The organism is Amycolatopsis halotolerans (assembly GCF_042647905.1).
In the GTDB taxonomy this organism is placed as follows: Bacteria; Actinomycetota; Actinomycetes; order Mycobacteriales; family Pseudonocardiaceae; genus Amycolatopsis; species Amycolatopsis halotolerans.
The window spans coordinates 1-23,024 of record NZ_JBHRWI010000022.1 but is presented as its reverse complement, the minus strand read 5'-3'; the positions used below and the strand labels follow the sequence as shown (position 1 = coordinate 23,024).

Here is a 23,024-nt window from a genome sequence, read left to right as displayed (position 1 = left end):
GGCGTCAAGCTGCCCGCGAGCGCGCGTTCGTCAAAGCACCTTCTTCAGGAAAGCCTGGGCACGCGGGTTCTCGTTGCTCTCGGAGAAGAACTCCGAGGGCGGCAGGTCGGCCGCGATCTTCCCGCCGTCCACGAACACCACGCGGTCGGCAACCTTCCTGGCGAACCCCATCTCGTGCGTGACCACCAGCATCGTCATCCCGTCCTTCGCCAGCTCCGACATGATGTCGAGGACGTCCTGCACCACCTCGGGATCCAGCGCCGACGTCGGCTCGTCGAACAGCATCAGCTTCGGGTCCATCGCCGCCGCACGGATGATCGCGACGCGCTGCTTCTGCCCGCCCGACAGCCGGTTCGGGTAAGCGCCAGCGCGCTCGATCATGCCGACCCGCTCCAGCAGGGCGCGTGCCTTCGCCTCGGCCTCTTCCTTGCTCCGCTTCAGCACATTCATCTGCGGCAGCACGACATTGCGCAGCGCGGTCATGTTCGGGAAGAGGTTGAAGTGCTGGAACACCATGCCCATCCGCGACCGCAGCCGGTCGAGGTCGACGCCGCGGCCGGTCAGTTCCTCGCCGTCGAACGAGACGCTGCCCGACGTCGGGGTCTCCAGCAGGTTCAGGCAGCGCAGGAAGGTGGACTTCCCGCCGCCGCTGGGCCCGATCACCGCGACCACCTGGCCGGGCTCGATCGCGAAGTCGATTCCGTCGAGCACCTTGACGTCACCGTAGGACTTGGTCAGGCCGCGGACTTCCAGGAGTGCCATCAGATGTACACCGCCATCTTCTTCTCGAGGGTGCGCGTCGTGAAGCTGATCAGGTTGGTGAGCAGGTAATAGAGCAGGCCGATGAACAGGTACACGGTCAGCGCGTCGAAGGTGCGGGAGATGATGGTCTGGCCCACCAGGAACAGCTCGTGAATGGTCACGAAGGACACCAGCGCCGAGTTCTTCGTGAGCGACACGAATTCGTTGCCCAGCGGCGGAAGCATCCGCAGGAACGCCTGCGGGATGATCACGTGCCGCATCGCCGACACCTGCGACATGCCGCACGACCGCGCCGCTTCCAGCTGTCCGCGGTCGATCGATTGCACCGCGCCGCGGAAGATTTCGGTCACGTACGAACCGCTGTAGAGGCCGAGCGAGATGATTCCCGCTGTCATCGGCGGAAGTTGCACGCCGAGCTGCGGCAGTCCGAAGTAGATGAAGAACAGCTGCACCACGAACGGCGTCCCGCGGATCACCGACACGTAGACGTTGCCGATCCACCTGATAGGCGCGATCTTGCTCAGCTTGGCGAATCCGCCGAGCGTGCCGAGCAGCAGGCTCAACGCCAGAGCCAGCAAAATCACCTGGAGGCTCACCAGCAGGCCCTGCCAGAGCTGTCCCGAGGAATCGACGATGGTGGAGAAGTTGAACAGCGAGTGCCCGCCCGGCTTCGCCGCGGTGCTCTCCGCGCCGAACCACTTTTCGGTGGCCTGCTTGTACGAACCGTCGTCGTGCATCTGCTTGAGCGAGGTGTTGAACGCGGTCCGCAGTTCGGTGTCGGCCTTCTGGAAGGCGTAGCCGTAGTTCTCCTCGGTCAGCCGGTCGCCGACCTGTTTGAGGCCGCCCTGCTGCGCGATGAAGTACTTCCCGGCCGGAGCCCCGGTCACGACCGCGTCGGCCTGGCCCAGCTTCACCGACGAGAACATCTGCTCGTTGGTCTGCGCCGTGATCAGCTGCGCGGCGGGCTGGTGCTGGGCGAGCCAGTCGACCGACTTCGTGCCCACCTGGACCGCGACCCGCTTGCCGGCGAGATCCTTCAGCGAGGTGACGGAGTTGTCCTTGTCGCTGACGAAGACCGCGAGGCCGCCCGGGTAGTAGATGTCCGAGAAGTCGACGGCTTTCTCCCGCGCGGGACTCATGTAGATCGCCGACGCGCCGACGTCGATCTGGTTCGCCTGGAGCGCCGGGACGATGTTGCCGAACGGCATCTGGACGAAGTCGACCTTCTTGATGCCGGCCCGCTGCGCGAGCGCCCGGACCAGGTCGATGTCGAAGCCGAGCTGGCCGCCCTTGGCGTCGGTGAACTCGAACGGCGGGAACGTCGCGTCGGTGCCGACCCGGAGCGTCGTCTGCCCGGACCGCAGCGCGGCGAGCTTCCCGCCTTGTGGTTCGGCCGCGTTCGCCGTGCTCGCCGCGCTCGTCGGCAAGAACGCGAGCAGGCAGGCCAGCAGCACGGCGCCGAGCCGCGGCCAGATTCGCTGAGGGGGCATTTCAGTGTCCTTCCGGGACCGGACGGCTCGTCACGAGCGTGTGCGCGAGGCGGGCCGCGATCCGGGCTGTGCGGGTGTCGACGTCGTAGACGGGGTTCAGTTCGGTGATGTCGGCGAGGGCGAGCTTCGGGTCTCTCGCGACCAGCCGGCACACCTCGAGGACGACCGCGGCGGGTACGCCGAGGGTCGAAGGAGCGCTGACCCCTGGCGCCTGCGCGGCGGGGAGCACGTCGAGATCGATCGACAGGTACAGCGCGTCGACGTCCGCGACGAAGGCCCGGACGAAGTCGAGAACTCGCTCGAGATGGCGTTCCTGGCAGTCGAGGTCCAGGAGGTGGCGGACGTTGAGTTCGGCGGCCGTCGCGAACAACGCGGCGGTGTTGCCGGGTTCGCTGATCCCGACCACGGCGTAGGCGAATTCCGCGCCGCGCTCGGCTTCCCGCGCGGCGATCTGCCGGAACGGGGTGCCCGAGGACGCGCGGTCAGCGGTCCGCAGGTCGAAATGCGCGTCGAGGTTGAGGATGCCGAGGCGTCGGCCGTCCAGCAGGCCGCTGCGGGCGAGGCCGAGGTAGGAGCCGTACGCCGTTTCGTGGCCGCCGCCGAGCACGAGCGGGAGATGCCCGTCGTTGAGCTGCTTCGCGACCAGCTCGCCGAGGTTTTCCTGCCCCGCTTCCAGTGCGTCGCCCTCGACGGAGACGTCCCCCGCGTCGCTGATGACGAACTCGGGCTGAATCGCGAACGACGCCAGCGCCTTCCGGATCGCTTCGGGCCCGGCCTGTGCTCCCGGCCGTCCGCCGTTGCGCCGGACTCCGGCGTCGCTGGCGAAGCCGATCAGCGAAACGCCTGGGACACTGGAGAATTCGTTGACGGCGTGGTGCCATCGGCGATGTTCGGGACCGTTGCCGTCGTCGCGTCCGGTCCATGGGGTGGTGCTCACACGTGCTCCTGCAATCGGCTGATGTCCTGCGCGGCGGCGTGGGTGAGCGTGACGAGGGAATCGCGGCGCGGGCGCACGCGGAAATCCGGGGCCATCGTGCTCACCGTGCCGACAAGGCGGCGATGCCGGTCCAGCACCGGCACGCTCACGCCCCACACCCCCGGATCGACCTGGCCGACGCTCTCCGCGAAGCCCTGGTCGCGCACCCGCCGCAGCTCGCTCTCCAGCTTCCCGACTTGCTCGCCGTCCAGCCCGTGCGCCTCGGCCGTCGCCGCGACCCGGTCCTCCGGCAGGTACGCGAGCAAGGCCTGCGCACTCGCCCCGAAGACGAGCGGCTTGCTCAGCCCCGGCGAGAAACTGCACCGGATCACGCGGGTCCCCTCGGCCGCTTCGACGCAAAGCACGTGGTTGTCGCGAGCGATGAGGAACGCGGCGAGTTCGTCGGTGTCCGCCGCGAGCTGCCGCAGCCGCCGCTTGACACCGCCCTGGCCGAGCGCCTCGCGGCGGTAGTTCTCGGCCATCTGGACCGTGAGCGAGCCCGCGCAGTACCGGCCGCGGGTGCGCGCCTGATGCACCAGGCCGATCTCGACGAACGTCGTCAGGTAGCGGTAAACCGCGCTGGAGGGAATGCCCGTGCCGACGGAGATCTCCTCCGCCGTCGCGCTCTCCCGTTCGGCGAACACCGCCAGGATCCGCGCCGCCCTGGTCCCGGCCTTCCGGTTGGCATCCGCGCTTGTCATGGCGCGCACGCTACGTCGCGGCCGGGCGGGTTCCTAGCGAGTATTCCCAGTTAATGGGAAGTTTATTCCCGGTGATTGGCTGTGTGCGGAGCGGAGCGGGCGGACGCGCCCACTGCCGGGCACGTTCGACGTCGACCGGCCGAACCGCACCGCTCAGCGAACTGGCGGCGCCGTCCGGGTCCGGGGCGTGTGGTCAGCGGGAGTGCTCGCCGTTGGGCAGGCACGTCGGATCCCGGTAACCCGGCCCGGTGAACCTGCCGCGGACCTCGTTGTCGTCGCTGACCTTCCGCGCCGCCGGGAACTGGACGCGGAGCTGGTCGGCGATGCCCGCGGTGGCGTTCTGGTCCTTCGGCACCACGATGACCGAGGTGGGCATGGCGTCCGCCCCCGTCGTCTTCAGCAGCTCCGGCTGGCTCGCGAAGATCCGCCGGAACCGCACGTAGGCCTGCTGCTGAGTCTCGGTGTAGGACCGCAGGACCCGAGGATCGCCGCGCAACGCCCGGGCGACGGCCGCCATCTCGGCGTCGGTTTTGAGGCTGACGGTCACGGTGCCGGCACAGACGTCACGGGCGCCGAGCGGGATCGGGCCGTCCGGCAACGCGTACCCGTCCACGGCGCGTCCGTAGACCAGCCACCAGCCCGAACCGCCCAGCACCGCGACGGCGGCCAGCACGAGCGCTGCCATCGCCAGCCGATACCAACGAGCCGGGCGCGGCACCGGGGGCAACGGCGATGCGGCCGTCTCCGGGCTCTCGGGCTCCTGTCCTGCACCGGGGTCCTGGTCGCTCATCATGTTTCCTTGATCTGCGTTCGGCTGAGCGCGTTACACCGGTGCGGGCGGATGGTCGCGGTCTTCGCGGGCGATGGAGGCGAAGTCGCCGAAGACAGGATACGGCTCCCAGTTCGCGTCGATCGGCACGTCCCGGTAGTCCTCGGCGTGGACAGTGTTTCCGTCGTCGACCCGCCTGCGCACGACGCCGTCAATCTCCTCCCAGAAGAGAACTTCCACGATCGTGGACTCGTTCATCGGATGGAACTTCCCGTCGTCGGGATACTCCCATCGCGTAACTTGCTTCAAGAACAGCCTTTCCGGCTCCACCAGGTAGAACCGGTAGGTCAAACGCACGCTGCCGTGGTTGTCGAAGAACTTCGCGCCGATCCGGTACGGCTCGCGGGGGTTGATCTCCAGGACGGACACCGGGTCGGACACGTCTCCGATCACCGCGGTGAACCATTTCCCGCCCTGTTCGTAGCGACGCTTCGCCGTCCGCTCCGTCAGCGGTTGCGCCATGGTGCGGCTCTCGTCGCCCCACGCCTGGCAATAGTGCGCCTGCAACACCCGGTTCATCCCCGTCTCAAGACTGCCTGGGCGGATGGTCGCGGTCTTCGCGGGCGATGGAGGCGAAGTCGCCGAAGACAGGATACGGCTCCCAGTTCGCGTCGATCGGCACGTCCCGATAGTCCTCGGAGCTCACGGAATTCCCTTGCCGAAACACGCGGCGCACGACACCGTCCGGCTTCTCCCAGAAGACGTCCTCGATGAAGACCGCTTCGTTCATCGCGTGGAACTTCCCGTCGTCCGGGTACTCCCACCGCACCACGTGCCGCAGAAACAGCGTGTCCGGTTCCATGCGCCAGAACCCGTAGGACAAGCGGGTGCTGCCGTGGCCGTCGAAGAACTTGACGGTGATCGGGTACGGCGCTTGCGGGTTGATCTCCAGCACACAGTCCGGATCGGACACCTCCCCGATGACCGCGCTGAACCACCTTCCGTTGTTTTCGTAGCGGCGCTTCACGGTCCGTTCCGTGAACGGCTGCGTCATGGTGCGGCGCTCGCCGCCCCACGCCTTGCAGTAGTGCACCTGAGCCACCCGGCTCCACCCCTCCCCTGCTCGACCGAAACTCCCGCGACACGGACAAATGCCGTACGGAATACTCCCCTCTCGTGTTCCTGACAGTCACCACGACCCACCAACCCGCCTCGGACCTGGGATTCCTGCTGCACAAGCACCCAGGCCGGGTGCAGTCGTTCGAGCTTTCCGCCGGGCAAGCGCACGTCTTCTACCCCGAGGCGTCCGACGAGCGGTGCACCGCCGCGCTGATGCTCGAGGTCGACCCGGTCGCCCTCGTGCGCGGCAAGGCGGGTTCCGGCGACGGGTTCACCCTCGGCCAGTACGTGAACGACCGTCCCTACGCGGCGTCGAGCCTGCTTTCGGTGGCGGTGAAGGAAGTCTTCCGCACCGCGCTCACCGGCCGGTGCAAGTCGCATCCGGAGCTGGCGGCCAGTGCGATCCCGCTGGACATCCGGGTGCCCGCGTGCCCGGGCGGCGTCGACCTGGTGCGCCGGATGTTCGAGCCCCTCGGCTGGACGGTCGAGGCGACGGTGCTCCCGCTCGATCCGGAGTTCCCGCAGTGGGGCGATTCGCGCTATGTCGACCTCCGGCTCACCGGGGAGCTCCGGCTGGCCGACGCCCTCAACCACGTCTACGTGCTGCTGCCGGTCCTGGACAACGCGAAGCATTACTGGGTCGGCGAAGAGGAGATCGACAAGCTCGTGCGGGCCGGCGGCGACTGGCTCGCCGGGCATCCGGAGAAGGAACTCATCACCCGCCGCTATCTCGCGCACCGTCGTGCCCTGACGACCGCCGCGTTGACCCGGCTGGCCGAAGTGGACGATTCGGAGCCCGAGGAGATCGACAACGCGCTCGCCGCGCCGACAGTCCTCAACGCGCCGGACCGTCCGGTGCCGTTGGCCGAGCAGCGGCGCGGCACGATCATGGCCGTGCTCCGGTCGCTCGGTGCCCGCTCGGTCGGCGACTTCGGCTGCGGCGAGGGCGCACTGGTGCGCGACCTGCTGGCCGAGCGGTCGGTGGAGCGGATCGTGGCCGCGGATGTCTCGGCTCGCGCGCTGCAGGTCGCGGCGCGGAAGCTGCGGCTGGAGCGGATGTCCGAACGGGAGCGAGCCAGGCTGGAGCTGCTGCAGTCCTCGCTCACCTACCGCGACGATCGGCTCGCGGGCCTCGACGCGGCTGTGCTGATGGAGGTCGTCGAGCACGTCGACCCGCCTCGGCTTCAAGCACTGGAGCGGACGGTGTTCGAGTTCGCCGCCCCGGGCGCGGTCGTCGTGACCACGCCCAACCGCGAGTACAACGTGCGGTTCGAGTCGCTGCCCGCGGGCAAGCTGCGGCACCGGGACCACCGGTTCGAGTGGACCCGTGCCGAGTTCCGCGCGTGGGCGGACCGGGTCGCGAACAACCACGGCTACAGCGTGCGGATGCTGCCCGTCGGCTCCGACGACCCCGAAGTCGGCCCGGCGACGCAGCTGGCCCTGTTCACGAAAGGCGGTGCGGCATGAGCACGCTTGAGATCCCTGACCTGTGTCTCGTCGTGCTGGTCGGCGCGAGCGGGTCGGGCAAATCGACGTTCGGCCGCGCGCAGTTCAAGGCGACCGAGGTCATTTCGTCGGACTTCTGCCGCGGTCTGGTGTCCGACGACGAGAACGACCAGTCGGCGACCAAGGACGCCTTCGACGTCCTGCACTACATCGTCGGCAAACGGCTCGCCGCCGGGCGGCTGACCGTGATCGACGCGACCAACGTGCAGCCCGACGCGCGCAAATCGCTGGTCGCGCTGGCCAAGGAGCACGACGTGCTGCCGGTGGCGATCGTGCTGGACATGCCGGAATCGCTCTGCGCCGCGCGCAACGAAAGCCGCGCGGACCGGACCTTCGGCGCGCAGGTGATCCGGCGGCAGCGCGACCAGCTGCGTCGCGGGTTGCGGAGTCTGCAGAAGGAGGGCTTCCGGACGGTGCACGTGCTGCGCACCCCGGAGGAGGCCGCCGAAGCGACGATCACGCGCGTCCCGCTGTACAACGACTTGCGGCACGAGACCGGACCGTTCGACATCGTCGGCGACATCCACGGCTGTCGTGTCGAACTCGAAGCGCTGCTCACCGAACTCGGCTACGCCATCGAGCGCGACGATCAGGGCCGCGCGATCGGGGCACAGCATCCCGGACGGCGGGCGGTGTTCGTCGGCGATCTCGTCGACCGCGGCCCGGACACGCCGGGCGTGCTGCGGCTCGTGATGGGCATGGTGCGCACCGGGAATGCCTTCTGTGTCACCGGAAACCACGAGCACAAGCTGCTGCGTGCGCTGCGGGGCCGGAATGTGCAAGTCACGCACGGGCTCGCGGAGTCGCTGGAGCAGCTCGCCGCCGAACCGGCCGAGTTCCGGGCTGAGGCGCATGACTTCATGGACGGTCTGATCAGCCACTACGTCCTCGACGGCGGCAATCTGGTCGTCGCGCACGCAGGGCTCACCGAACGCTTCCAGGGCCGCGCGTCCGGACGCGTGCGGAGCTTCTGCATGTACGGGGAGAGCACCGGCGAGACCGACGAATTCGGCCTGCCCGTGCGCTATCCGTGGGCGAACGAGTACCGCGGCCGCGCGATGGTCGTCTACGGCCACACTCCCGTGCCCACGCCGGAGTGGGTGAACAACACTCTGTGCCTGGACACCGGTTGCGTGTTCGGCGGAACCCTGACTGCGTTGCGGTATCCGGAAAAGGAGATCGTCTCGGTCCCGGCGGCCGAGGTCTACTACGAGCCCGCCAAACCGTTCCCCGCCAACCCGGGGGCAGCGGAACCGGTCGCGCACCGCGATCCGGGAGTGCTGGACGTCACCGACGTCCTGGGCCGCCGGGTGATCGAGACCGCCTACCAGAAGCGGATCGGCGTCCGTGAGGAGAACGCCGCGGCGGCGCTGGAGGTGATGTCGCGGTTCGCGATCGATCCGCGCTGGCTGGTCTACCTGCCGCCGACGATGTCGCCGGTCGCCACCGCGACGGCCGACGGGCTGCTGGAGCACCCGAGCCAAGCGTTCGACTACTTCCGCGCGGAGGGCGTGGATTCCGTGGTGTGCGAGGAAAAGCACATGGGTTCGCGTGCGGTCGCGCTCGTGTGCCGCTCGCGCGACGCGGCCCGCGCCCGCTTCGGCGCGCCCGGCGACGCGCTCGGCGCGGTGTGGACGCGGACCGGACGGCACTTCTTCACCGAAACGCTGACCGCCGAAGTGGTCGACCGGATCCGCGCTGCCGCGGAAAAGGCGGGCCTGTTCGACGAACTCGGCTCGGACTGGTTGCTGCTCGACGGCGAACTGCTGCCGTGGAGCGTCAAAGCCGAGCAGTTGCTGCGCGAGCAGTACGCGGCTGTCGGCGCTGCCGCCCGCTCGGCGCTCCCGGCTGCCGCGCACGCGCTGGCCGCCGCTGACGCGTCCGGCCTCGACGTGTCGGCGTTGGTGGAGCGCACGAGTTCCCGCACAGCCAACGCGGACGCGTTCGCCCAGTCGTACCGGCGCTACTGCTGGCCGACCGACGGCCTCGACGGCGTGCGTTTCGCGCCGTTCCAGGTGCTGGCGTCGGCTGGGCACGCGCATCACCGGCAAAGCCACGACTGGCACCTGGCGCTGGCCGACCGGCTCGTCGAGGGCGGCGACGGTTTCCTCGCCCCGACCGGGCGGGTCTCGGTCAGCACCACCGACCCCGCCTCCGTCGCGGCGGCCGTCGGCTGGTGGACCGAACTCACCGCGCGGGGCGGCGAGGGCATGGTGGTCAAACCGGCCGCCAACCTGGTGCGGGGATCGCGCGGCCTCGTGCAGCCGGGGCTGAAGGTCCGCGGCCGCGAGTACCTGCGGATCATCTACGGCCCCGACTACACCGAGGAACGCCACCTGTCCCGGCTGCGGCAACGAGGCCTCGGTCACAAGCGCTCGCTCGCGCTGCGCGAGTACGCTCTCGGCCTCGAAGCACTGGACCGGCTCGCCCGCGACGAGCCGATGTGGCGGGTGCACGAGTGCGTTTTCGCTGTGCTGGCACTGGAATCCGAGCCGGTGGACCCTCGCTTGTAGACAGTGCGGACGGCATAAACCGGTGCGTTTTCGCGAACACCGCGAGAACGCACCGGTTCGCCGTCGCTCAGGCCGTGTACGGAGACCGCTGCTCCAACGACGGGCTCACGTCCGGATGCCGACCTTCCTGGCCAGGCACCGGCGTGATCGTCGGAGCCTGCAGATCCGTCTCCGACCGCCGCGCCAGCCGCTCGTCGCGGTGGGCGATCGCGTCGGCCACGTCCTGCTCGCCGCGGATCCGGGCCAGCGCGCCGAGCGTCGCCGCGTGGGCCAGTGCCAGGATCAGCAGCAGCACGCCCAGCCGTCCGACGACGCCGGGCAGGTCGCTTCCGCCGATGTCGACCGTCGAGACCAAGGCCAGGATGCCCAGCGTCCCGAGGTGGAACAACACGGTCACCAGGCGGGTCATCGAGGCGCCGGCTCCGGGGTCCCCGTAGGCGTTCGCGAGGTACCGGCGGCCGCTGCGGTAGATGATCTGGCCGTCCACCAGGACCAGCGCGATCCCGATCGCGAGGAACGAGAGATAGGCGTTGGTGCTCATGCCGGGTGCTCCTTTCCCTGCCGTGCTCCGGTCCCCTGGTTACCCGCGGCGCAGCACCGGAAACGGGGCCTTTCGGGTGCTCCGAATCCATCCGGCGGGCGATGATTGGCCCGCCGCCGGGCCGGGTAACCCGGAACGCATGGTTCAGCGCGAAGCGGACGGAAGAGACATGCTCACCGCGGCTGCGCCAGTGGTCGAACTGCGTCTGCCGGCGAACGGGGAACTGTTGTTCCTGGCCAGGCTGGTCGCCGAGGACGTCGCCTCCTCGGCCGGGTTCCGGCTCGACGAGGTCGCCGACCTCCGGCTGGCAGTCGACGAGGCGGTCGCCGCGCAAGCGCGACGGGCGGACGAGGGCGCGTTCCTGGAATGCGCGTTCCGCTGCGCCGGGCGTATGACAGTGACCGTCACTACTACGACGACGTCCGCGTTCCCGCCCGGACCGGACGAGGTCGGCTGGCACATCCTGCGCGCGCTGACCGATTCGCTCGACGCCTGGACCGAACCCGCGCCCGGTGCGGACGGCTGGCGGCTGTGCGTCGAATTCGCCAAGGAGCCCTTCCCCTGGGAGTACTGAGTTTCGCTTGCCTCCGAACGGGAATCCGGCCCGGATGCGCCGAGCGGACGAACTTCTCGCCGACCGCGGCACGACTTTCGCCGAGGACGCCGGGATCAAGCTGGCCGACAAACCCCAACCGCTGTACCGGTTGCTGGTCCTCACCACGCTGCTGTCCACGCGGATCAGCGCCGACATCGCCGTCGCCGCCGCGCGGGAACTGTCTCGGTCCGGCTGGCGATCCCCCGCCGCGATGCGCGATTCCACGTGGCAGCAACGCGTCGACGCGCTCGGCCGCGCCCACTACGTCCGGTACGACGAAAGCACTTCGCAACACCTCGGCGAAGGTGCTGATTTCATCCGCGACCGTTACGGCGACGACCTGCGCCGCATGGCCGACGCCGCCGACGGCGACCCGCAACGGCTGGAGAAGCTCATCACCGAGTTCCCCCGGATCGGCCCGACCGGCGCGCAGATCTTTTGCCGCGAAGCACAGGCAGCGTGGCCGTGGCTGCGGCCGTATTTCGACCGCAAGGCCTTGGACGGCGCGAAGAAAGCCGGTCTGCCCGCCGACCCGAAACGCCTGGCGAAGCTGGTGCCCGGCGACGATTCGGCCCGGCTGGCGGCAGCGCTGGTGCGGCGGAGCCTGCGGCGCTAGGCCGGGTGCTCCTCGACGCCCTGCCGCACGATCGCGACCGGGCACGGCGCGTGATACGCCATCGCATGGCTCACGGACCCGAGGAACGCACCCCGCAGCGCACCGCGGCCGTGCCCGCCGACCACCAGCAGCGTCGCCGCCTCCGCGTGGTCCAGCAGCACCTCGGCCACGCTGCCGAGCGCGACCTCCCGCCGCACCACGACGTCCGGATGCCGTTCGCCGAGACCGGTCAGCGACTCCGCCAGCAGCCGTTCGCCCTCGTCCTGCGGGCTCTGCTGCCCCTCGCCGCCGGAGCGGGCCGGGCCGAAGACGTCCTCCGGCGGCTCCGACCACACGTGCACCGCGTGCAGGGCGCACCCGTGCCGGTCGGCGAAGTCGTACGCGTACCGCACCGCCGCGACGCTGGACGGCGACCCGTCCACCCCGACGACGACCCGCCGCGTCTTCTCCTTCGCCGGCCGGACCACGACGACCGGACGCGCGCACGTGTGCACCACCTGCGAGGCCGTCGACCCGAGCAGCAGCCGGGGCAGCCCGCTCCGCCCGGACGCGCCGACGACGATCAGCTCCGCCCGCCGCCCGATGTCCGCCAGCTCCCAGCTCGCCCGCCCGAACCGCACCCGGGTGCGCACCGCAAGCCCCGGCCGCGTCCGGCCGATCCCGGCGGCGACCTCGGCCAGCTCCTTCTCCGCGTAGTCCACAATGGACTGATCGGCCACGATCTCGCCCGCGACCGGGGCGATCACGCCGGGCACGAAGTCGGCGTTCGGCATCGGCAGCGTCATCGTCCGCACGAGGACCAGGCACGTCCCGAGCGCCTCCGCCTCGGCTGCGGCCCAGTCCACGGCCAGGCGGGCGCCGTCGGAGCCGTCGTCCCCGACCACGACCCCCGGCTCGGCCCGGTTCGCCTCGTCCATCACCGGCCTCCGTTCGCGCGCGAAACTTTTCCGGTAGGTACCCGGTCGCCTCGGACGGCAACCGGGGTGGCGGCTGGTCAGCGAGGGTCGGGCGGGACGGGCGGTTCCGGCGGCGGCAGCGGACCCGGCCCGGGACGCGGCGGCGGAGCCGGGTCCGGCGGGAAGGGCGGCACCGGCCCCGGCGGCGACGGGACAGGCTCCGGTCCGGGCGGCACGGGGTGCACCATGACGGGCTCCTTCCTCAGCCGGGTCGAATCCGCGGGTTACCCGGTGCGCCGGCGCCGGACACCTCGGATCCCGGGAACTGCGCCGAGCCGGTCTCGCACGCTCGGCAGGCACGAGCCCGGCGCACGCGACGTGGCCTGACCGTGCTCGCCCCGGACAGGCGTGAACCCCACCGACCCGGCCGCACCTCACACGAGACCAGACTGTCCGTGAGGGGAACCCTGAAGGACTCTGAGTCCCTCAGGGTTCCCCTCACGGACGCCCGGCCCCGCCCAGATCCGCCGACCTGGGCAAACCGCACCCGCAGCACCGCCCTAAGTCCCTGGCATGGGGATCAAGGTCCGTGAAGGGCTCCTTGGGGGAATCTGATTCCCCCAAGGAGCCCTTCACGGACCACAACCCGTCTTCCGCTCTCGGGGCCTGGGGCCCGCGGCGACGGGCGTTCAACCGGATCGAGCCAGCTGAGCTGGGGAAACACGCCAGCAGCGCGTCCGCCTCACAGCCTGGAGTTCCCGGCATGGAACTCTGACTCCCTCACGGCCCCAGGCAAACAGCCACCGGCTCAGCGGGCCGAGGTCACACGGACGAAGGTCCCGGCATCGCCCCTCACACCGGGTCCGGCTCCCCCAGCTGCGCGACCGGCCCGTCCAGCTCCTCGTGCCGGGAGGCGAGCGTCCCCGCCAGGTGCACCAGCTTCACGTTCAGCTGCTGCGAAGTCCGCCGCAGCAGGTCGAACGCCTCCTCCGCGTCCAGGCCCCGGCGCGCCATGATGATGCCCTTGGCCTGGCCGATCACGTCCCGGCTGTCCAGCGCGCGCCGCAGCTGCGCCTGGTGCAGTTCGCTCCGGGTGACCGCGTCCGTTTCGGCCACCGCGAGGGCCGCGTGGCTGGCCAGGAGCAGCACGACGTCGCGGTCGGCGTCCGTCAGGCCGCCGGGGGTGCGGGAGTAGAGGTTGAGCGCGCCGGAGAACCGCGACACGGCGTCGTCGACCAGCGCGGTCGCCAGCACCGCGCGCCAGCCGACCTCGGCCGCCGCCGCGGCCCATCGCGGCCACTGTTCGTCCTTGCGCAGGTCGGCGCATTCGAGGAATTCGGGCCGGTTCGGGATCGCGGCGTCGTGGCAGGGGCCCTCGCCCAGGCGGTACTGCAGCCGGTCCAGCTCGGCGGCCGCCGGGTCGGTGTAGGCGGCGGTGTGGAAGTTCCCGTCCGGCGCGCGCAGCGTGATCGACACCAGTTCGGCGGCGGGCACCAGCGACGCGGTCGCGTCCACGATCAGCTGCAGGACATCGCCCACGGACCGCGCGGCCAGGAGCATCTCGGTGAGCGTCCGGAACTGCTCGCCCGAGGGCCGCAGCGACTCGTCCTCGAAAGCCAGCGCCGCGGACGCGGAATCGGCGACCGGCACGCCCTCGTCTTCGAGCACCTGGCGGGCCACCCCGCCCTCCTGACAGGCGAACACCGCTTCGCTCCGCCCGGCGGTCTCGCGCAGCGCGGCGAGGTCCTGGCTTGAGAACGAGGTGAGCTCGCTCAACTCGAAGACCACCATCCGCGGTTCCGCGGACAGCGCTTCGCCCACTTCTCCGCGCAATTCGGCCGGATCGCCGCTCAGCCGCACCACGGCCGAATAGTCGACCGACGCTCCGCTTCCGCCTTTCACGATTCCCTCCCCGCCGGCCCGGGCAGCCAGCAAGCGCCTGCCAAGGTACTCGGATCCCGGACCGGACGCGCCACTGTGCCTGGTCGCGTTTTCACCGCGCTCGCGGGCACAGTTCCGGTCCGGCCCCACCGGTTTTCCGGAGGGGCCGGACCGGAACGGGACGGCTAGCCGACCTCGGCCGCGAGACTCCGCGCGGCGGCACCCGGTTCGACGGCGTCGGCAAGGCGTTCGACCACCCGGAACTCCCGGTCGAGGCCGAGAACGCGCAGCGGCCGCAGCACCGCGCGCTGCCCGGCCACGACGACGAACGCGATACCCGCCGCGTCCGCCGCCCGCGCGGCGTCGGTCAGCACTTCCAGCCCGCTGACCGAGCAGAACGTCAAGGCGGAGACGTCGGCGATCAGGGCAGGCGGACGCAGCGCCATTTCCTCGGCCAGCACTTCGCGCAGCCGGGCGGTGGAGCGGACGTCCAGTTCCGCGGAGACCGCGACGACGGTTTCGCCGGCGGTGGCGGTGATCAGTGTTCTGGCCGGTGTCCCCGGCAGATACGAAAGCGTTTCATGCACCATGGAGCCCTCCTCGCAGATGCGAGACCGGGCCGACGCTCACGGCCCGGCCCTGGGCCCGGAGCAACGGGCCGCATTGGGTCAGGCGACGGCACGTGGGCTGAACCGCTCCTGCCCAGACCCTACCGCAGTGTCGCGCCCGCCGCACTGCCCTCGACCTGCCGAAGCATCGATCTCGCCGGGGGCAAGGTGAACAATGGACAGTCCTCGGTGCCCGGACACAAGCGACAGCGCAGGAACTCCCGTGAGGTTGAACCGTTCCTCGCCAGGATTCGCTCACTGTCCATAATGGACTCCACTGCTCGCGCCGGAGCGGAAACCAGCGCTCCCCGGTTTCACCCGAACTGAACCGAGTACCCAGACAGCATGGCGACCACCCGCGCCGCCGCGAGCCCGGAACTGCTCCCGGCTGGCCAGCACGCCCGCGCTGCTGCGCGAAAGCACCTGACGTTCCTGAGCTACACGCCGTTCTTCCACCGCGACCCGGAAACGTTGCCGTACACGGATTCCTTACGCTTCGACGCTGCTCGCCGCACTGTTGCAGCAAGCGGGCTTCGCGCCGCGAGGCACCGCCGCCGACCTGCGGCCGGGGCGGCTCCCCACGACGCTGAACCACTTAGGTACGCGCTGTCCTGAGACTTACCGGCGTTACTTCAACCGCTCGAGCAGCGCGTCGCAGAACGCGGGCAGGTCGTCGGGATTGCGCGACGTGATGACGCCGTCGTCCGTCACGACCTCGCGATCGACCCACTCCGCGCCGGCGTTGCGCAGGTCGGTTCGCAGCGACGGCCAGGAAGTGACCGTCCGGCCGCGCGCGAGTCCGGATTCGGCGAGCAGCCAAGGGCCGTGGCACACCGCCGCGACCGGCTTGCCCGCGGCGGCCGTTTCCCGCACCAGCGCGACCATCGGCTCGCTGGTGCGGATCTTGTCCGGCGAATACCCGCCGGGCACCACGACCGCGTCGAAGTCCGCCGCGCCGACCTCGTCCACGGCCTGTTCGGTGGTGATTTTGGTGCCGTGCAAGGCGGTCAGCTTCCTGCCCCGCTCGAGGCCGACGACCACCGCCTCGTGCCCGGCGGAGCGCAGCCGCTCGCACGGCACCAGGAATTCGTCGTCCTCGGTCATTTCGTCCACGAGCACTGCCACGCGGGCCATGCTGGTCTCCTCTCTGAAAGGCGTCCGTTGCCGCCCGGTTACCCGCGGTCCGGCCGGGCCATGCCGCTTGTGCGGTGTCCCACGACAGCCGCGTCAGCCCGGAGTCTCGACGTCGCCGCGCCACGCCCCCGTTTCGCGTCCGCGCTGTTCGATGAACTGCTTGAACCGCAGCATGTCCCCCTTCACGAGCCGGTCAAGGATGCCGAGCTTGTCGGCGGCGTTCTCGGCGAGCCCCTCCGGGTCGATCTCCATCTGCGCGGTGACCCGCGTCACCGTGTCGGCCAGCCGGTGGAACGTGATCACCCCGGCGTGGTCCGGCCCGGAATCCGAGCGCCACGCGACCCGTTCGTCCGGGTGCTGCTCGGTGATGGTCGCGGCGAACTCCCGGCCGACGCCGCCGAACCGGGTGACCCAGTGCGTGTGCGTCGCGTCGAGCTGGCGGATCTCCTCCACGCCCTCCATGAACTCGGGGAAGGATTCGAACTGCGTCCACTGGTTGTACGCGGTCGACACCGGGACCTCGACGTCCACTATTTCGGTGATCGTGCTGCTCATCCACTCCTCCTCGCAAGCGGGTACCGGCACCGGGTGCCCGGGGCGCGGCGGGACGAAACCGGCGCGATTGCCCGGCCGCGCGCCGGGTACCCGTGCGGAGGAAAGGAGGCGCCCATGCGAGTCGTGATCGTCGGCGGCGGATTCGCCGGATACCACGCGGCGCGGAAGCTGCTGCGCACCCTCGGCGACCGCGCCGAGACCGTCGTGCTGAACCCGACCGACTATTTCCTGTACCTGCCGCTGCTGCCGGAGGTGGCCAGCGGGATCGTCGACCCCCGGCACGTCGCGGTGTCCATTCCGGACACGCTGCGCGGCGTGCGGCTGGTGCTGGGCACCGCGGAGTCGGTCGACTTCGACGCCCGCACCGTGACCTTCACCGACCCAGAGGACCGCCAAGGGACCCTGGGCTACGACCGGCTGGTCCTCGCGGCGGGCAGCGTCAACAAGCTGCTGCCGATCCCCGGGGTCGCCGAATGCGCGCACGGTTTCCGGGGCTTGCCTGAAGCGTTGTACCTGCGCGACCACGTCACCCGCCAGATCGAACTGGCCGCCGCGACCGACGACCGGGCCGAACGCGACGCCCGGTGCACGTTCGTCGTCGTCGGCGCGGGCTACACCGGCACGGAGGTCGCCGCGCAGGGCCCGGAGTTCACCGCCGACCTCGCGCGCCGCCACCCCGAACTCGACGGGCAGCCGATGCGCTGGCTGCTGCTGGACATCGCCGAACGCGTGCTGCCCGAATTGGACCCTCGGCTCGGCGCCACCGCCGACCGGGTGCTGCGCGAGCGCGGTGTCGAGGTCCGGATGAAGACGTCGGTGGACCAGGCGGATGTCGAAGGCGTCACGCTGACCACCGGCGACGCGGTGCCGACGCACACGCTCGTGTGGTGCGTGGGCGTCCGTCCCGATCCGCTGGTGTCCGGCCTGGGCCTGGAAACCGTGAAGGGCAGGCTGGTCGTCACGCCGGAGCTGAACGTGCCCGGCCGCGACGACGTGTTCGCGTGCGGCGACGCGGCGGCGGTGCCGGACCTGACCCGTCCCGGCGAGACCACGCCGATGACCGCGCAACACGCGCAGCGGCAAGGGAAACTGGCCGGAAACAACGTCGCCGCTTCGCTCGGGGCCTGCCGCTCGCGCCGGTACCGGCACCGCGATCTCGGCTTCGCCGTCGACCTCGGTTCGGGCCAGGGCGCGGCCAATCCGCTGCACATCCCGCTGTCCGGCCTTCCCGCCCGGCTGGTGACCCGCGGCTACCATCTGCTGTCCCTGCCGGGAAACCGCCTGCGCACGGCCGCCGACTGGGCGCTGCAGAAGATCGGGCGGCGGCAGACCGTGCAGCTGGGGCTCGTCCGCTCCGGCGCGGTGCCGCTGGACACCGCCTCACCCGAGTTGCCTCGGACCCGGTGAGACTTTCCCGAACGTTGGGAGGAAGAAATGGACACACACGAACTCCGCGCGCTGCTGACCGACGGTCCGTTCGTCTCGGTGCACTTCGACGAATCGCACGACACCGAAGACGCGGCCAAGCAGTTGCGGTTGCGGCTCAAGGAAATCGAGGCCACGCTCGAAGACCAGGGCGCCGACCGGCCGACTGTCGAGGAAGTTCTCCGCGCGGTGGAGGAAAGTCCGCCGCCGGTCGGACCGGCCGGCCGCACCGTCGTCGCCGCGCACGGCACCGTCCTGCTCGACCGGCGGCTCGCCGCTCCGCCACCGGCGCAGGAGGCGCGCTACTCGGCGCTGCCGTACTTCCTGCCGACGGTGAGCCATCTCGAAGAGGCCCCCGCGCACCTGGTGGTGCTCGTCGACCGGACCGGCGCCGACATCGAGGTGCACCGGCCCGACGGAAGCGTGGAAACCGAGACCGTGCAGGGTCAGGAACACCCGGTGCACAAGGTCCGCGGCGGCGGTCCCGCGCACCGCGACATCCAGTCGCACGCCGAGCAGACCACGCGCCGCAACCTCTCGGAAGTCGCCGACCGCATCGCGAAGGCCGCCGAACGCGTGCGGCCGCGGGCGATCGTCCTGGCCGGTGAAGTCCAGGCCCGCACCGAACTGCGCGAACGCCTTCCGGAACCGGCCCGCTCGCTCACCGCGGAGGTCGACGCGGGCGGCCGGGCCTCCGGTGCCGACCGCGCCGAACTGGACCGCGCCGTTCACGAACTGCTTACCGGACAACGGTTGCGCGAACTGGACGACCTGGCCGACCGCTTCCGCGCCGGCGCCGGGCGCGACTCGGCACTGGCGGTCAGCGGATTGTCCGCCGTCACCGCCGCGCTGGCCGAGGCGAACGTGGCGACGCTGCTGGTCGGAGGCTCCGGCGAGGCCAGCGTGTACACCGGCACGGAACCGACCCAGGTCGGCGTGGCGAAACCGCGACTGGACGCACTCGGAGCGGACGACCCGGCCCGCCGCCGCGCCGACGAAGCCCTGCCGTACGCGGCGGTGGCCGTCGGCGCGGACGTCGTGGTGATGGACGAACGGCTCGACCTGGCCGACGGATTCGGGGCGTTGCTGCGACATCCGTGACGTGCGTGCGCGGCTGGGCCCGGGTGCCTCGACACCCGGGCCCAGCCTTTTGTCTACAGTGGACTTTTACCGCAACGCAGGCAGCAACTCCCGCTCCGCGAACTCCGCAAACCCCGGCTGCTGCTCCGCACCGCCGATCTGCACCAACGCCACATCCGTGAACCCCGCCCGCGCGAACTCCTTCACTGCGTCCACAATCGGCCCCGCATCCGGGCCGCACGGAATCCCCGCCGCCACATCATCTTCACGCACATACTGCGTCGCCGCGTGGAACGCCCGCGTGCCCGGCAGCTCCGCGTTCACCGGCCACCCCGAGCCGAACCAGCGGAACTGCTCGTGCGCGCGCCGGATCGCCGCGCCGCGGTCCGGGTCCCAGCTGATCGGCAGCTGGCCGATCTTGCGCGCCGGCGGCCCGAGCCGGTCGTGGTCCCATTCCGTGCACAGCTCCGCGTTCGGCTCGACCGCTACCATCGCGTCGGCCACCGGAGCGAACCGCTGCACCGATTTCGGGCCGGACACGGCGATCGCGATCGGCACCCGCGTCGGCGACAGGTCCCACAGCTTCGCGCCGTCGGCCCGGTAATGCTGGCCGGTGTAGGTGAACGTGCCGCCGTCGAACAGGCCGCCGATGATCTGCACCGCTTCGGCGAGTCGTGCCGCACCGACACCGACGGCCAGCCCTGGCCCACGACGTGTTCGTTCAGGTTCTCCCCCGACCCGAGCCCGAGGGTGAACCGGCCGTCGGACAGCAGTTGCACGGTCGCGGCCTTCTGCGCCACCACCACGGGGTGGTACCGCATGGTCGGGCAGGTCACGAGCGTCATGAGTTCGATCCGCTCGGTCGCCTGCGCCACCGCGCCGAGCACACTCCACGCGTACGGCGCGTGCCCCTGTTCGGCCAGCCACGGCGAATAGTGGTCGCTGCAGGCGGCGAAATCGAATCCGGCCTGTTCGGCGGCGGTCGCGCAGCCGACCAGCTCGCGCGGTCCGGTCTGTTCAGTCATCAAGGTGTAGCCGATGCGCATGCTCTCCCCGTTCGACGGGCTCTTCTCAGGGCGCGTACTGCCGCCCCGGAACCTCTTTCCGCCGCCCGGTTACCCTGTCCCGGCCCGGTTCACCCGTCGCGTCTGTCCGAAAGAGACGCCGGGCGGTCAGGACCCGGCCAGCGCCGCCTCGACCGTCGGGTACAACGGGAGGCTCTGCTCCAGTCCGGTGAGCTGGATCGGCCGCACGGTCGCCCGGCCGGACGCGACGATCCGCAGGACGGCGCGCGACGCCCGGGCCCGCGTCATGGTCACCAGCGCGGTCAGCCCGGCCGAAGCCAGGAATTCCACCGCGGCGATATCCACCACCAGCACCGGCGGAGCCGCAGCCAGCACCTCGTCGACCGCGGCGGTCAGCAACGGCGCGGTGACCATGTCGACCTCGCCGTACACCGTCAGCACCGCGGCCGGGGGCCGATCGGCCCGCTCGACGCGGAACTCGCGCACCGGGTCGCTGCCGGGAGCGGTCGGCTCGTCCATCGTGATGGTCCCGTCGTCGGTCGCCCCTGCCCGGCCGGGCAGGCGGGAGACACCCCACCATGATGCCCGTCCCTCGGCCGCGACGCAGGCGAGCGGCGATCAATCCGCTTCGTCCGGTTCGGCCCGCGGCATTAATGCCGACGCTCTTCCTTACGCCATTTGCCTGATCTCCTGCCTTCTCGCCGAGCAATGTGGTGACAAATTCACACCGCGCGAATGGCCGCGGCCGCAGAATTGCCCGCCGATCCCATGTTTCACTCGACCGAGTGAGGGTATCCGGTTGTGAGCACGCCTCATTCCCCACTGAGAGAAGGAAGACGAGGTTTTCCCCGTGATTGTTCTCGGCGTCATTCTGCTCGTGATCGGGTTCGTCGCCTCGATCCAGATTTTGTGGAGCATCGGGATCGCGCTGGTGGTGATCGGCGCGATACTGGCGGTGCTCGGCGGGACCGGACGCCGAATCGGCGGCCGCGCCCATTGGTACTGATCCAGCGGCAACGGAAAACACGGGCTGAGGCCCCGGGAGGCGTCCCGGGGCCTCAGCCCGCTTCGCTCAACCGAGCAGCCCGGCCGCCAGTTCCCGCGCGGCTCGCACCGTCGTCAGGCCCCGATCGCGGGCGCGCGACAGCACCGCGCCTGCCGTGTCCGCGATCGCGTCGATCTTCGCGTTCGCCGCGGCCTCGTCCATCCCGAGTTCCTCGCGGCCGACCGCGTGGATGATCCCGCCCGCGCTCGCGACGACGTCCGGGATCCACGTGATCCCCCGGTCCCGCAGCACCGTCGCGACCTCCTCGGCGGCGAGCTGGTTGTTCGCCGGCCCCACGATCAGCGACGCCCCGCACGCCGCCGCCGACTCCGCCGTCAGCAGGCCGCCCGTCGCGGCGGGCACCAGGATGTCCAGCCGCTCCCGCACGAGGTCCTTCGTCGTCCAGGTCGCGCCAAGCCGCTCCGCGACCGGCCGGAGCCCGCTGTCGACGTCCGTCACGACGACGTCCGCCCCGCGCTCGAGCAGCGCCTCGCAGACTAGCCGCCCGACGCTCCCGAATCCGATCACGCCCGCCCGCAGCCCCGCGACCGAACCCGGCGCGACACCGGCCTGAAGCGCCGCCACAACTCCCCGCGCGGTCGCCGCGCTCGACGTTCCGCTGCCGCCCTGGGCTTCCGGACGGCAGAACGCCCAGCCGTGGGCGAGGCGGTGGATGTCCGCCATGTCCTCGGACGTCGACCCGATGTCCGGCCCCGTGCGATACCGCCCGCCGAGTGCGGCGATCGCTTCGGCGATATCGACGATCAGGTCACGCCGCCGCACTCCTTCCGCAGGCAGGACGGCGACAGTTTTGCCGCCCCCGTAGGGAAGTCCGGCCAGCGCGCACTTCATCGTCATCGCCGCCGACAGCCGCAGCGCGTCGTCCGCCCCGTCCCGCCACGACGGATACTCCTTGATCCGGCACCCGCCGATCGCCGGTCCCCGCGCCGTCGAATGGATCGCGACGGCGATCGCGACTCCCGACCTCGCGCCGCGGACGATCTGAAGTGCTTCCCCAGCGAAACTCTCTGTTCGGTTCACGACGCCACCCTTCCTCTTCTGTCGCGCACCTGGACGCGCTGGCAGTGATATGTTCGGCAAATGCCCGAACTTCCGAACCTGGATCGGATCGACAGCCTCATCGTCCACGAACTCCAGCAGGACGCCCGGATCCCGATGCGCGACCTCGCCGAACGCGTCGGAGTCGCCGCGTCCACCTGCTCCGAGCGCATCGGCAGGCTGCAGGCCCGCCAGGTGCTGACCGGTTTCCACGCCGAGGTCGACCTGCCCGCGCTCGGCAGGTCGGTGCAGGCCATGGTGTTCGCGCAGATCCGCCCGCTGAGCCAGCCGATCATCGACCGTTTCCGCCGCGACGCGCTCGCGATGCCGGAGGTGATGGCCGTCTTCGTCCTGGCCGGCGGCGACGATTTCCTGCTGCACGTCGCGGTCCCGGACGTCTCGCGGCTGCACACGTTCCTCGTCGAGGATCTCAGCAGCCGCAAGGAGGTCGTGCAGTTCCGCAGTTCGATCGTGTTCGACCACAGCCGGAAACGGGCGATCGAAAACCTCGCCGGGGATCAGTGACAATGCCGGGAACTTGAGTTTGCGATGTGGACGCGCTGCTGGTGTGTTTCCGCAGCTCAGCTGGCTCGATCCGGTTGAGCGCACGTCGCTGTGGTCCCGGGCCCCGGGAGCGGAAGCCGGATTGTGGTCCGTGAGGGGAACCCTGAGCTTGAGTTTTAACCTTTGGTGTCCGTTTTCTTGGTGTTGCCGGGGTTGTGTGAGGG

General features: G+C 70.3%; 24 protein-coding genes and 1 pseudogene. 9 read left to right on the top strand and 16 right to left on the bottom strand.

The genetic code is table 11. From position 1 onward, the window contains the following. Positions 1–30: 30 nt before the first annotated feature. The 7 genes from ACFORO_RS18685 to ACFORO_RS18655 all read right to left on the bottom strand — a co-directional run bounded on the left by ACFORO_RS18685 (position 31) and on the right by ACFORO_RS18655 (position 5,800). Positions 31–762 (bottom strand): amino acid ABC transporter ATP-binding protein, encoded by a 732-nt coding sequence (locus tag ACFORO_RS18685; protein ID WP_377870935.1) that lies wholly within the window; start codon positions 760–762, stop codon positions 31–33. Further along, a complete protein-coding gene (locus ACFORO_RS18680; RefSeq protein ID WP_377870937.1) occupies positions 762–2,252 on the bottom strand; it encodes an ABC transporter substrate-binding protein/permease in 1,491 nt (496 codons plus the stop codon). Before ACFORO_RS18680 ends, ACFORO_RS18685 begins: the two co-directional genes overlap by 1 nt. Position 2,253: 1 nt before the next feature. Beyond that, entirely contained in the window at positions 2,254–3,189 is a 936-nt protein-coding gene (gene hutG, locus ACFORO_RS18675; protein WP_377870938.1) for a formimidoylglutamase, read from the bottom strand. After that, positions 3,186–3,929: an IclR family transcriptional regulator gene (locus ACFORO_RS18670; RefSeq protein WP_377870939.1), complete on the bottom strand. Its 744-nt coding sequence runs from the start codon at positions 3,927–3,929 to the stop codon at positions 3,186–3,188. Before ACFORO_RS18670 ends, hutG begins: the two co-directional genes overlap by 4 nt. A 193-nt stretch (positions 3,930–4,122) precedes the next feature. Continuing rightward, positions 4,123–4,719: a permease-like cell division protein FtsX gene (locus ACFORO_RS18665; protein ID WP_377870940.1), complete on the bottom strand. Its 597-nt coding sequence runs from the start codon at positions 4,717–4,719 to the stop codon at positions 4,123–4,125. Positions 4,720–4,752: 33 nt separating this feature from the next. Then, positions 4,753–5,277 carry a hypothetical protein gene (locus ACFORO_RS18660; protein ID WP_377870941.1) on the bottom strand — a complete coding sequence of 175 codons (525 nt, stop codon included), beginning with the start codon at positions 5,275–5,277 and terminating at the stop codon, positions 4,753–4,755. Positions 5,278–5,284: 7 nt separating this feature from the next. Further along, on the bottom strand, positions 5,285–5,800 hold the full coding sequence (locus ACFORO_RS18655) for a hypothetical protein (protein WP_377870943.1): 516 nt from the start codon (positions 5,798–5,800) through the stop codon (positions 5,285–5,287). A gap of 74 nt (positions 5,801–5,874) precedes the next feature. Here ACFORO_RS18655 and ACFORO_RS18650 point away from each other — a divergent pair, with 74 nt between their 5' ends. Beyond that, a complete protein-coding gene (locus ACFORO_RS18650) occupies positions 5,875–7,284 on the top strand; it encodes a 3' terminal RNA ribose 2'-O-methyltransferase Hen1 (protein WP_377870944.1) in 1,410 nt (469 codons plus the stop codon). Further along, positions 7,281–9,836 (top strand): polynucleotide kinase-phosphatase, encoded by a 2,556-nt coding sequence (locus ACFORO_RS18645; RefSeq protein ID WP_377870945.1) that lies wholly within the window; start codon positions 7,281–7,283, stop codon positions 9,834–9,836. Before ACFORO_RS18650 ends, ACFORO_RS18645 begins: the two co-directional genes overlap by 4 nt. 67 nt (positions 9,837–9,903) lie before the next feature. Here ACFORO_RS18645 and ACFORO_RS18640 read toward each other — a convergent pair whose 3' ends face one another. Continuing rightward, on the bottom strand, positions 9,904–10,377 hold the full coding sequence (locus ACFORO_RS18640; RefSeq protein WP_377870946.1) for a hypothetical protein: 474 nt from the start codon (positions 10,375–10,377) through the stop codon (positions 9,904–9,906). Between the two features lie 169 nt (positions 10,378–10,546). Between ACFORO_RS18640 and ACFORO_RS18635 the strand changes: the two genes are divergently transcribed. After that, a complete protein-coding gene (locus tag ACFORO_RS18635; RefSeq protein WP_377870947.1) occupies positions 10,547–10,951 on the top strand; it encodes a hypothetical protein in 405 nt (134 codons plus the stop codon). A gap of 34 nt (positions 10,952–10,985) precedes the next feature. Further along, the gene (locus tag ACFORO_RS18630; RefSeq protein ID WP_377870969.1) at positions 10,986–11,588 is read left to right on the top strand and encodes an endonuclease; all 603 of its coding nucleotides are present in this window, start codon (positions 10,986–10,988) and stop codon (positions 11,586–11,588) included. Here ACFORO_RS18630 and ACFORO_RS18625 read toward each other — a convergent pair. From ACFORO_RS18625 to ACFORO_RS18615, 3 genes are all read right to left on the bottom strand, one after another. Next, entirely contained in the window at positions 11,585–12,505 is a 921-nt protein-coding gene (locus tag ACFORO_RS18625; RefSeq protein ID WP_377870948.1) for a universal stress protein, read from the bottom strand. The genes ACFORO_RS18630 and ACFORO_RS18625 overlap by 4 nt on opposite strands. Positions 12,506–13,336: 831 nt before the next feature. Continuing rightward, on the bottom strand, positions 13,337–14,386 hold the full coding sequence (locus tag ACFORO_RS18620) for a GAF and ANTAR domain-containing protein (protein WP_377870949.1): 1,050 nt from the start codon (positions 14,384–14,386) through the stop codon (positions 13,337–13,339). Positions 14,387–14,550: 164 nt separating this feature from the next. After that, positions 14,551–14,955: an STAS domain-containing protein gene (locus ACFORO_RS18615; RefSeq protein ID WP_377870950.1), complete on the bottom strand. Its 405-nt coding sequence runs from the start codon at positions 14,953–14,955 to the stop codon at positions 14,551–14,553. A gap of 363 nt (positions 14,956–15,318) precedes the next feature. Here ACFORO_RS18615 and ACFORO_RS18610 point away from each other — a divergent pair, with 363 nt between their 5' ends. Continuing rightward, entirely contained in the window at positions 15,319–15,588 is a 270-nt protein-coding gene (locus ACFORO_RS18610) for a hypothetical protein (RefSeq protein WP_377896596.1), read from the top strand. A gap of 12 nt (positions 15,589–15,600) precedes the next feature. Here the strand turns inward: ACFORO_RS18610 and ACFORO_RS18605 are convergent, their stop codons facing one another. Together ACFORO_RS18605 and ACFORO_RS18600 are read right to left on the bottom strand one after the other, a co-directional pair. Next, complete coding sequence (locus ACFORO_RS18605) at positions 15,601–16,107, bottom strand: type 1 glutamine amidotransferase domain-containing protein (protein WP_377870951.1); 507 nt, start codon at positions 16,105–16,107, stop codon at positions 15,601–15,603. A 93-nt stretch (positions 16,108–16,200) separates the two neighbouring features. Beyond that, positions 16,201–16,662, bottom strand: a complete 462-nt coding sequence (locus ACFORO_RS18600; RefSeq protein ID WP_377870953.1) for an SRPBCC family protein — start codon at positions 16,660–16,662, stop codon at positions 16,201–16,203. 114 nt (positions 16,663–16,776) lie between these two features. Here ACFORO_RS18600 and ACFORO_RS18595 point away from each other — a divergent pair, with 114 nt between their 5' ends. After that, positions 16,777–18,069 carry an NAD(P)/FAD-dependent oxidoreductase gene (locus ACFORO_RS18595; RefSeq protein ID WP_377870954.1) on the top strand — a complete coding sequence of 431 codons (1,293 nt, stop codon included), beginning with the start codon at positions 16,777–16,779 and terminating at the stop codon, positions 18,067–18,069. Positions 18,070–18,096: 27 nt separating this feature from the next. Next, positions 18,097–19,188, top strand: a complete 1,092-nt coding sequence (locus tag ACFORO_RS18590; RefSeq protein ID WP_377870955.1) for an Rv2629 family ribosome hibernation factor — start codon at positions 18,097–18,099, stop codon at positions 19,186–19,188. A 66-nt stretch (positions 19,189–19,254) separates the two neighbouring features. Here ACFORO_RS18590 and ACFORO_RS18585 read toward each other — a convergent pair. Both ACFORO_RS18585 and ACFORO_RS18580 read right to left on the bottom strand, forming a co-directional pair. After that, positions 19,255–20,213: pseudogene (locus ACFORO_RS18585) on the bottom strand (TIGR03557 family F420-dependent LLM class oxidoreductase). A gap of 126 nt (positions 20,214–20,339) precedes the next feature. Next, positions 20,340–20,711, bottom strand: coding sequence for an STAS domain-containing protein (locus tag ACFORO_RS18580; protein ID WP_377870956.1), 372 nt, complete (start codon positions 20,709–20,711; stop codon positions 20,340–20,342). A 331-nt stretch (positions 20,712–21,042) separates the two neighbouring features. On the opposite strand from ACFORO_RS18580, the gene ACFORO_RS18575 reads away from it, so the two are divergent. Further along, the gene (locus ACFORO_RS18575) at positions 21,043–21,198 is read left to right on the top strand and encodes a hypothetical protein (protein WP_344272896.1); all 156 of its coding nucleotides are present in this window, start codon (positions 21,043–21,045) and stop codon (positions 21,196–21,198) included. A 66-nt stretch (positions 21,199–21,264) separates the two neighbouring features. On the opposite strand, the gene ACFORO_RS18570 is transcribed toward ACFORO_RS18575, so the two are convergent. Next, complete coding sequence (locus tag ACFORO_RS18570) at positions 21,265–22,278, bottom strand: Glu/Leu/Phe/Val dehydrogenase dimerization domain-containing protein (protein WP_377870957.1); 1,014 nt, start codon at positions 22,276–22,278, stop codon at positions 21,265–21,267. Between the two features lie 60 nt (positions 22,279–22,338). Between ACFORO_RS18570 and ACFORO_RS18565 the strand changes: the two genes are divergently transcribed. After that, positions 22,339–22,821, top strand: coding sequence for an Lrp/AsnC family transcriptional regulator (locus ACFORO_RS18565; RefSeq protein WP_377870958.1), 483 nt, complete (start codon positions 22,339–22,341; stop codon positions 22,819–22,821). Positions 22,822–23,024: the final 203 nt, after the last annotated feature.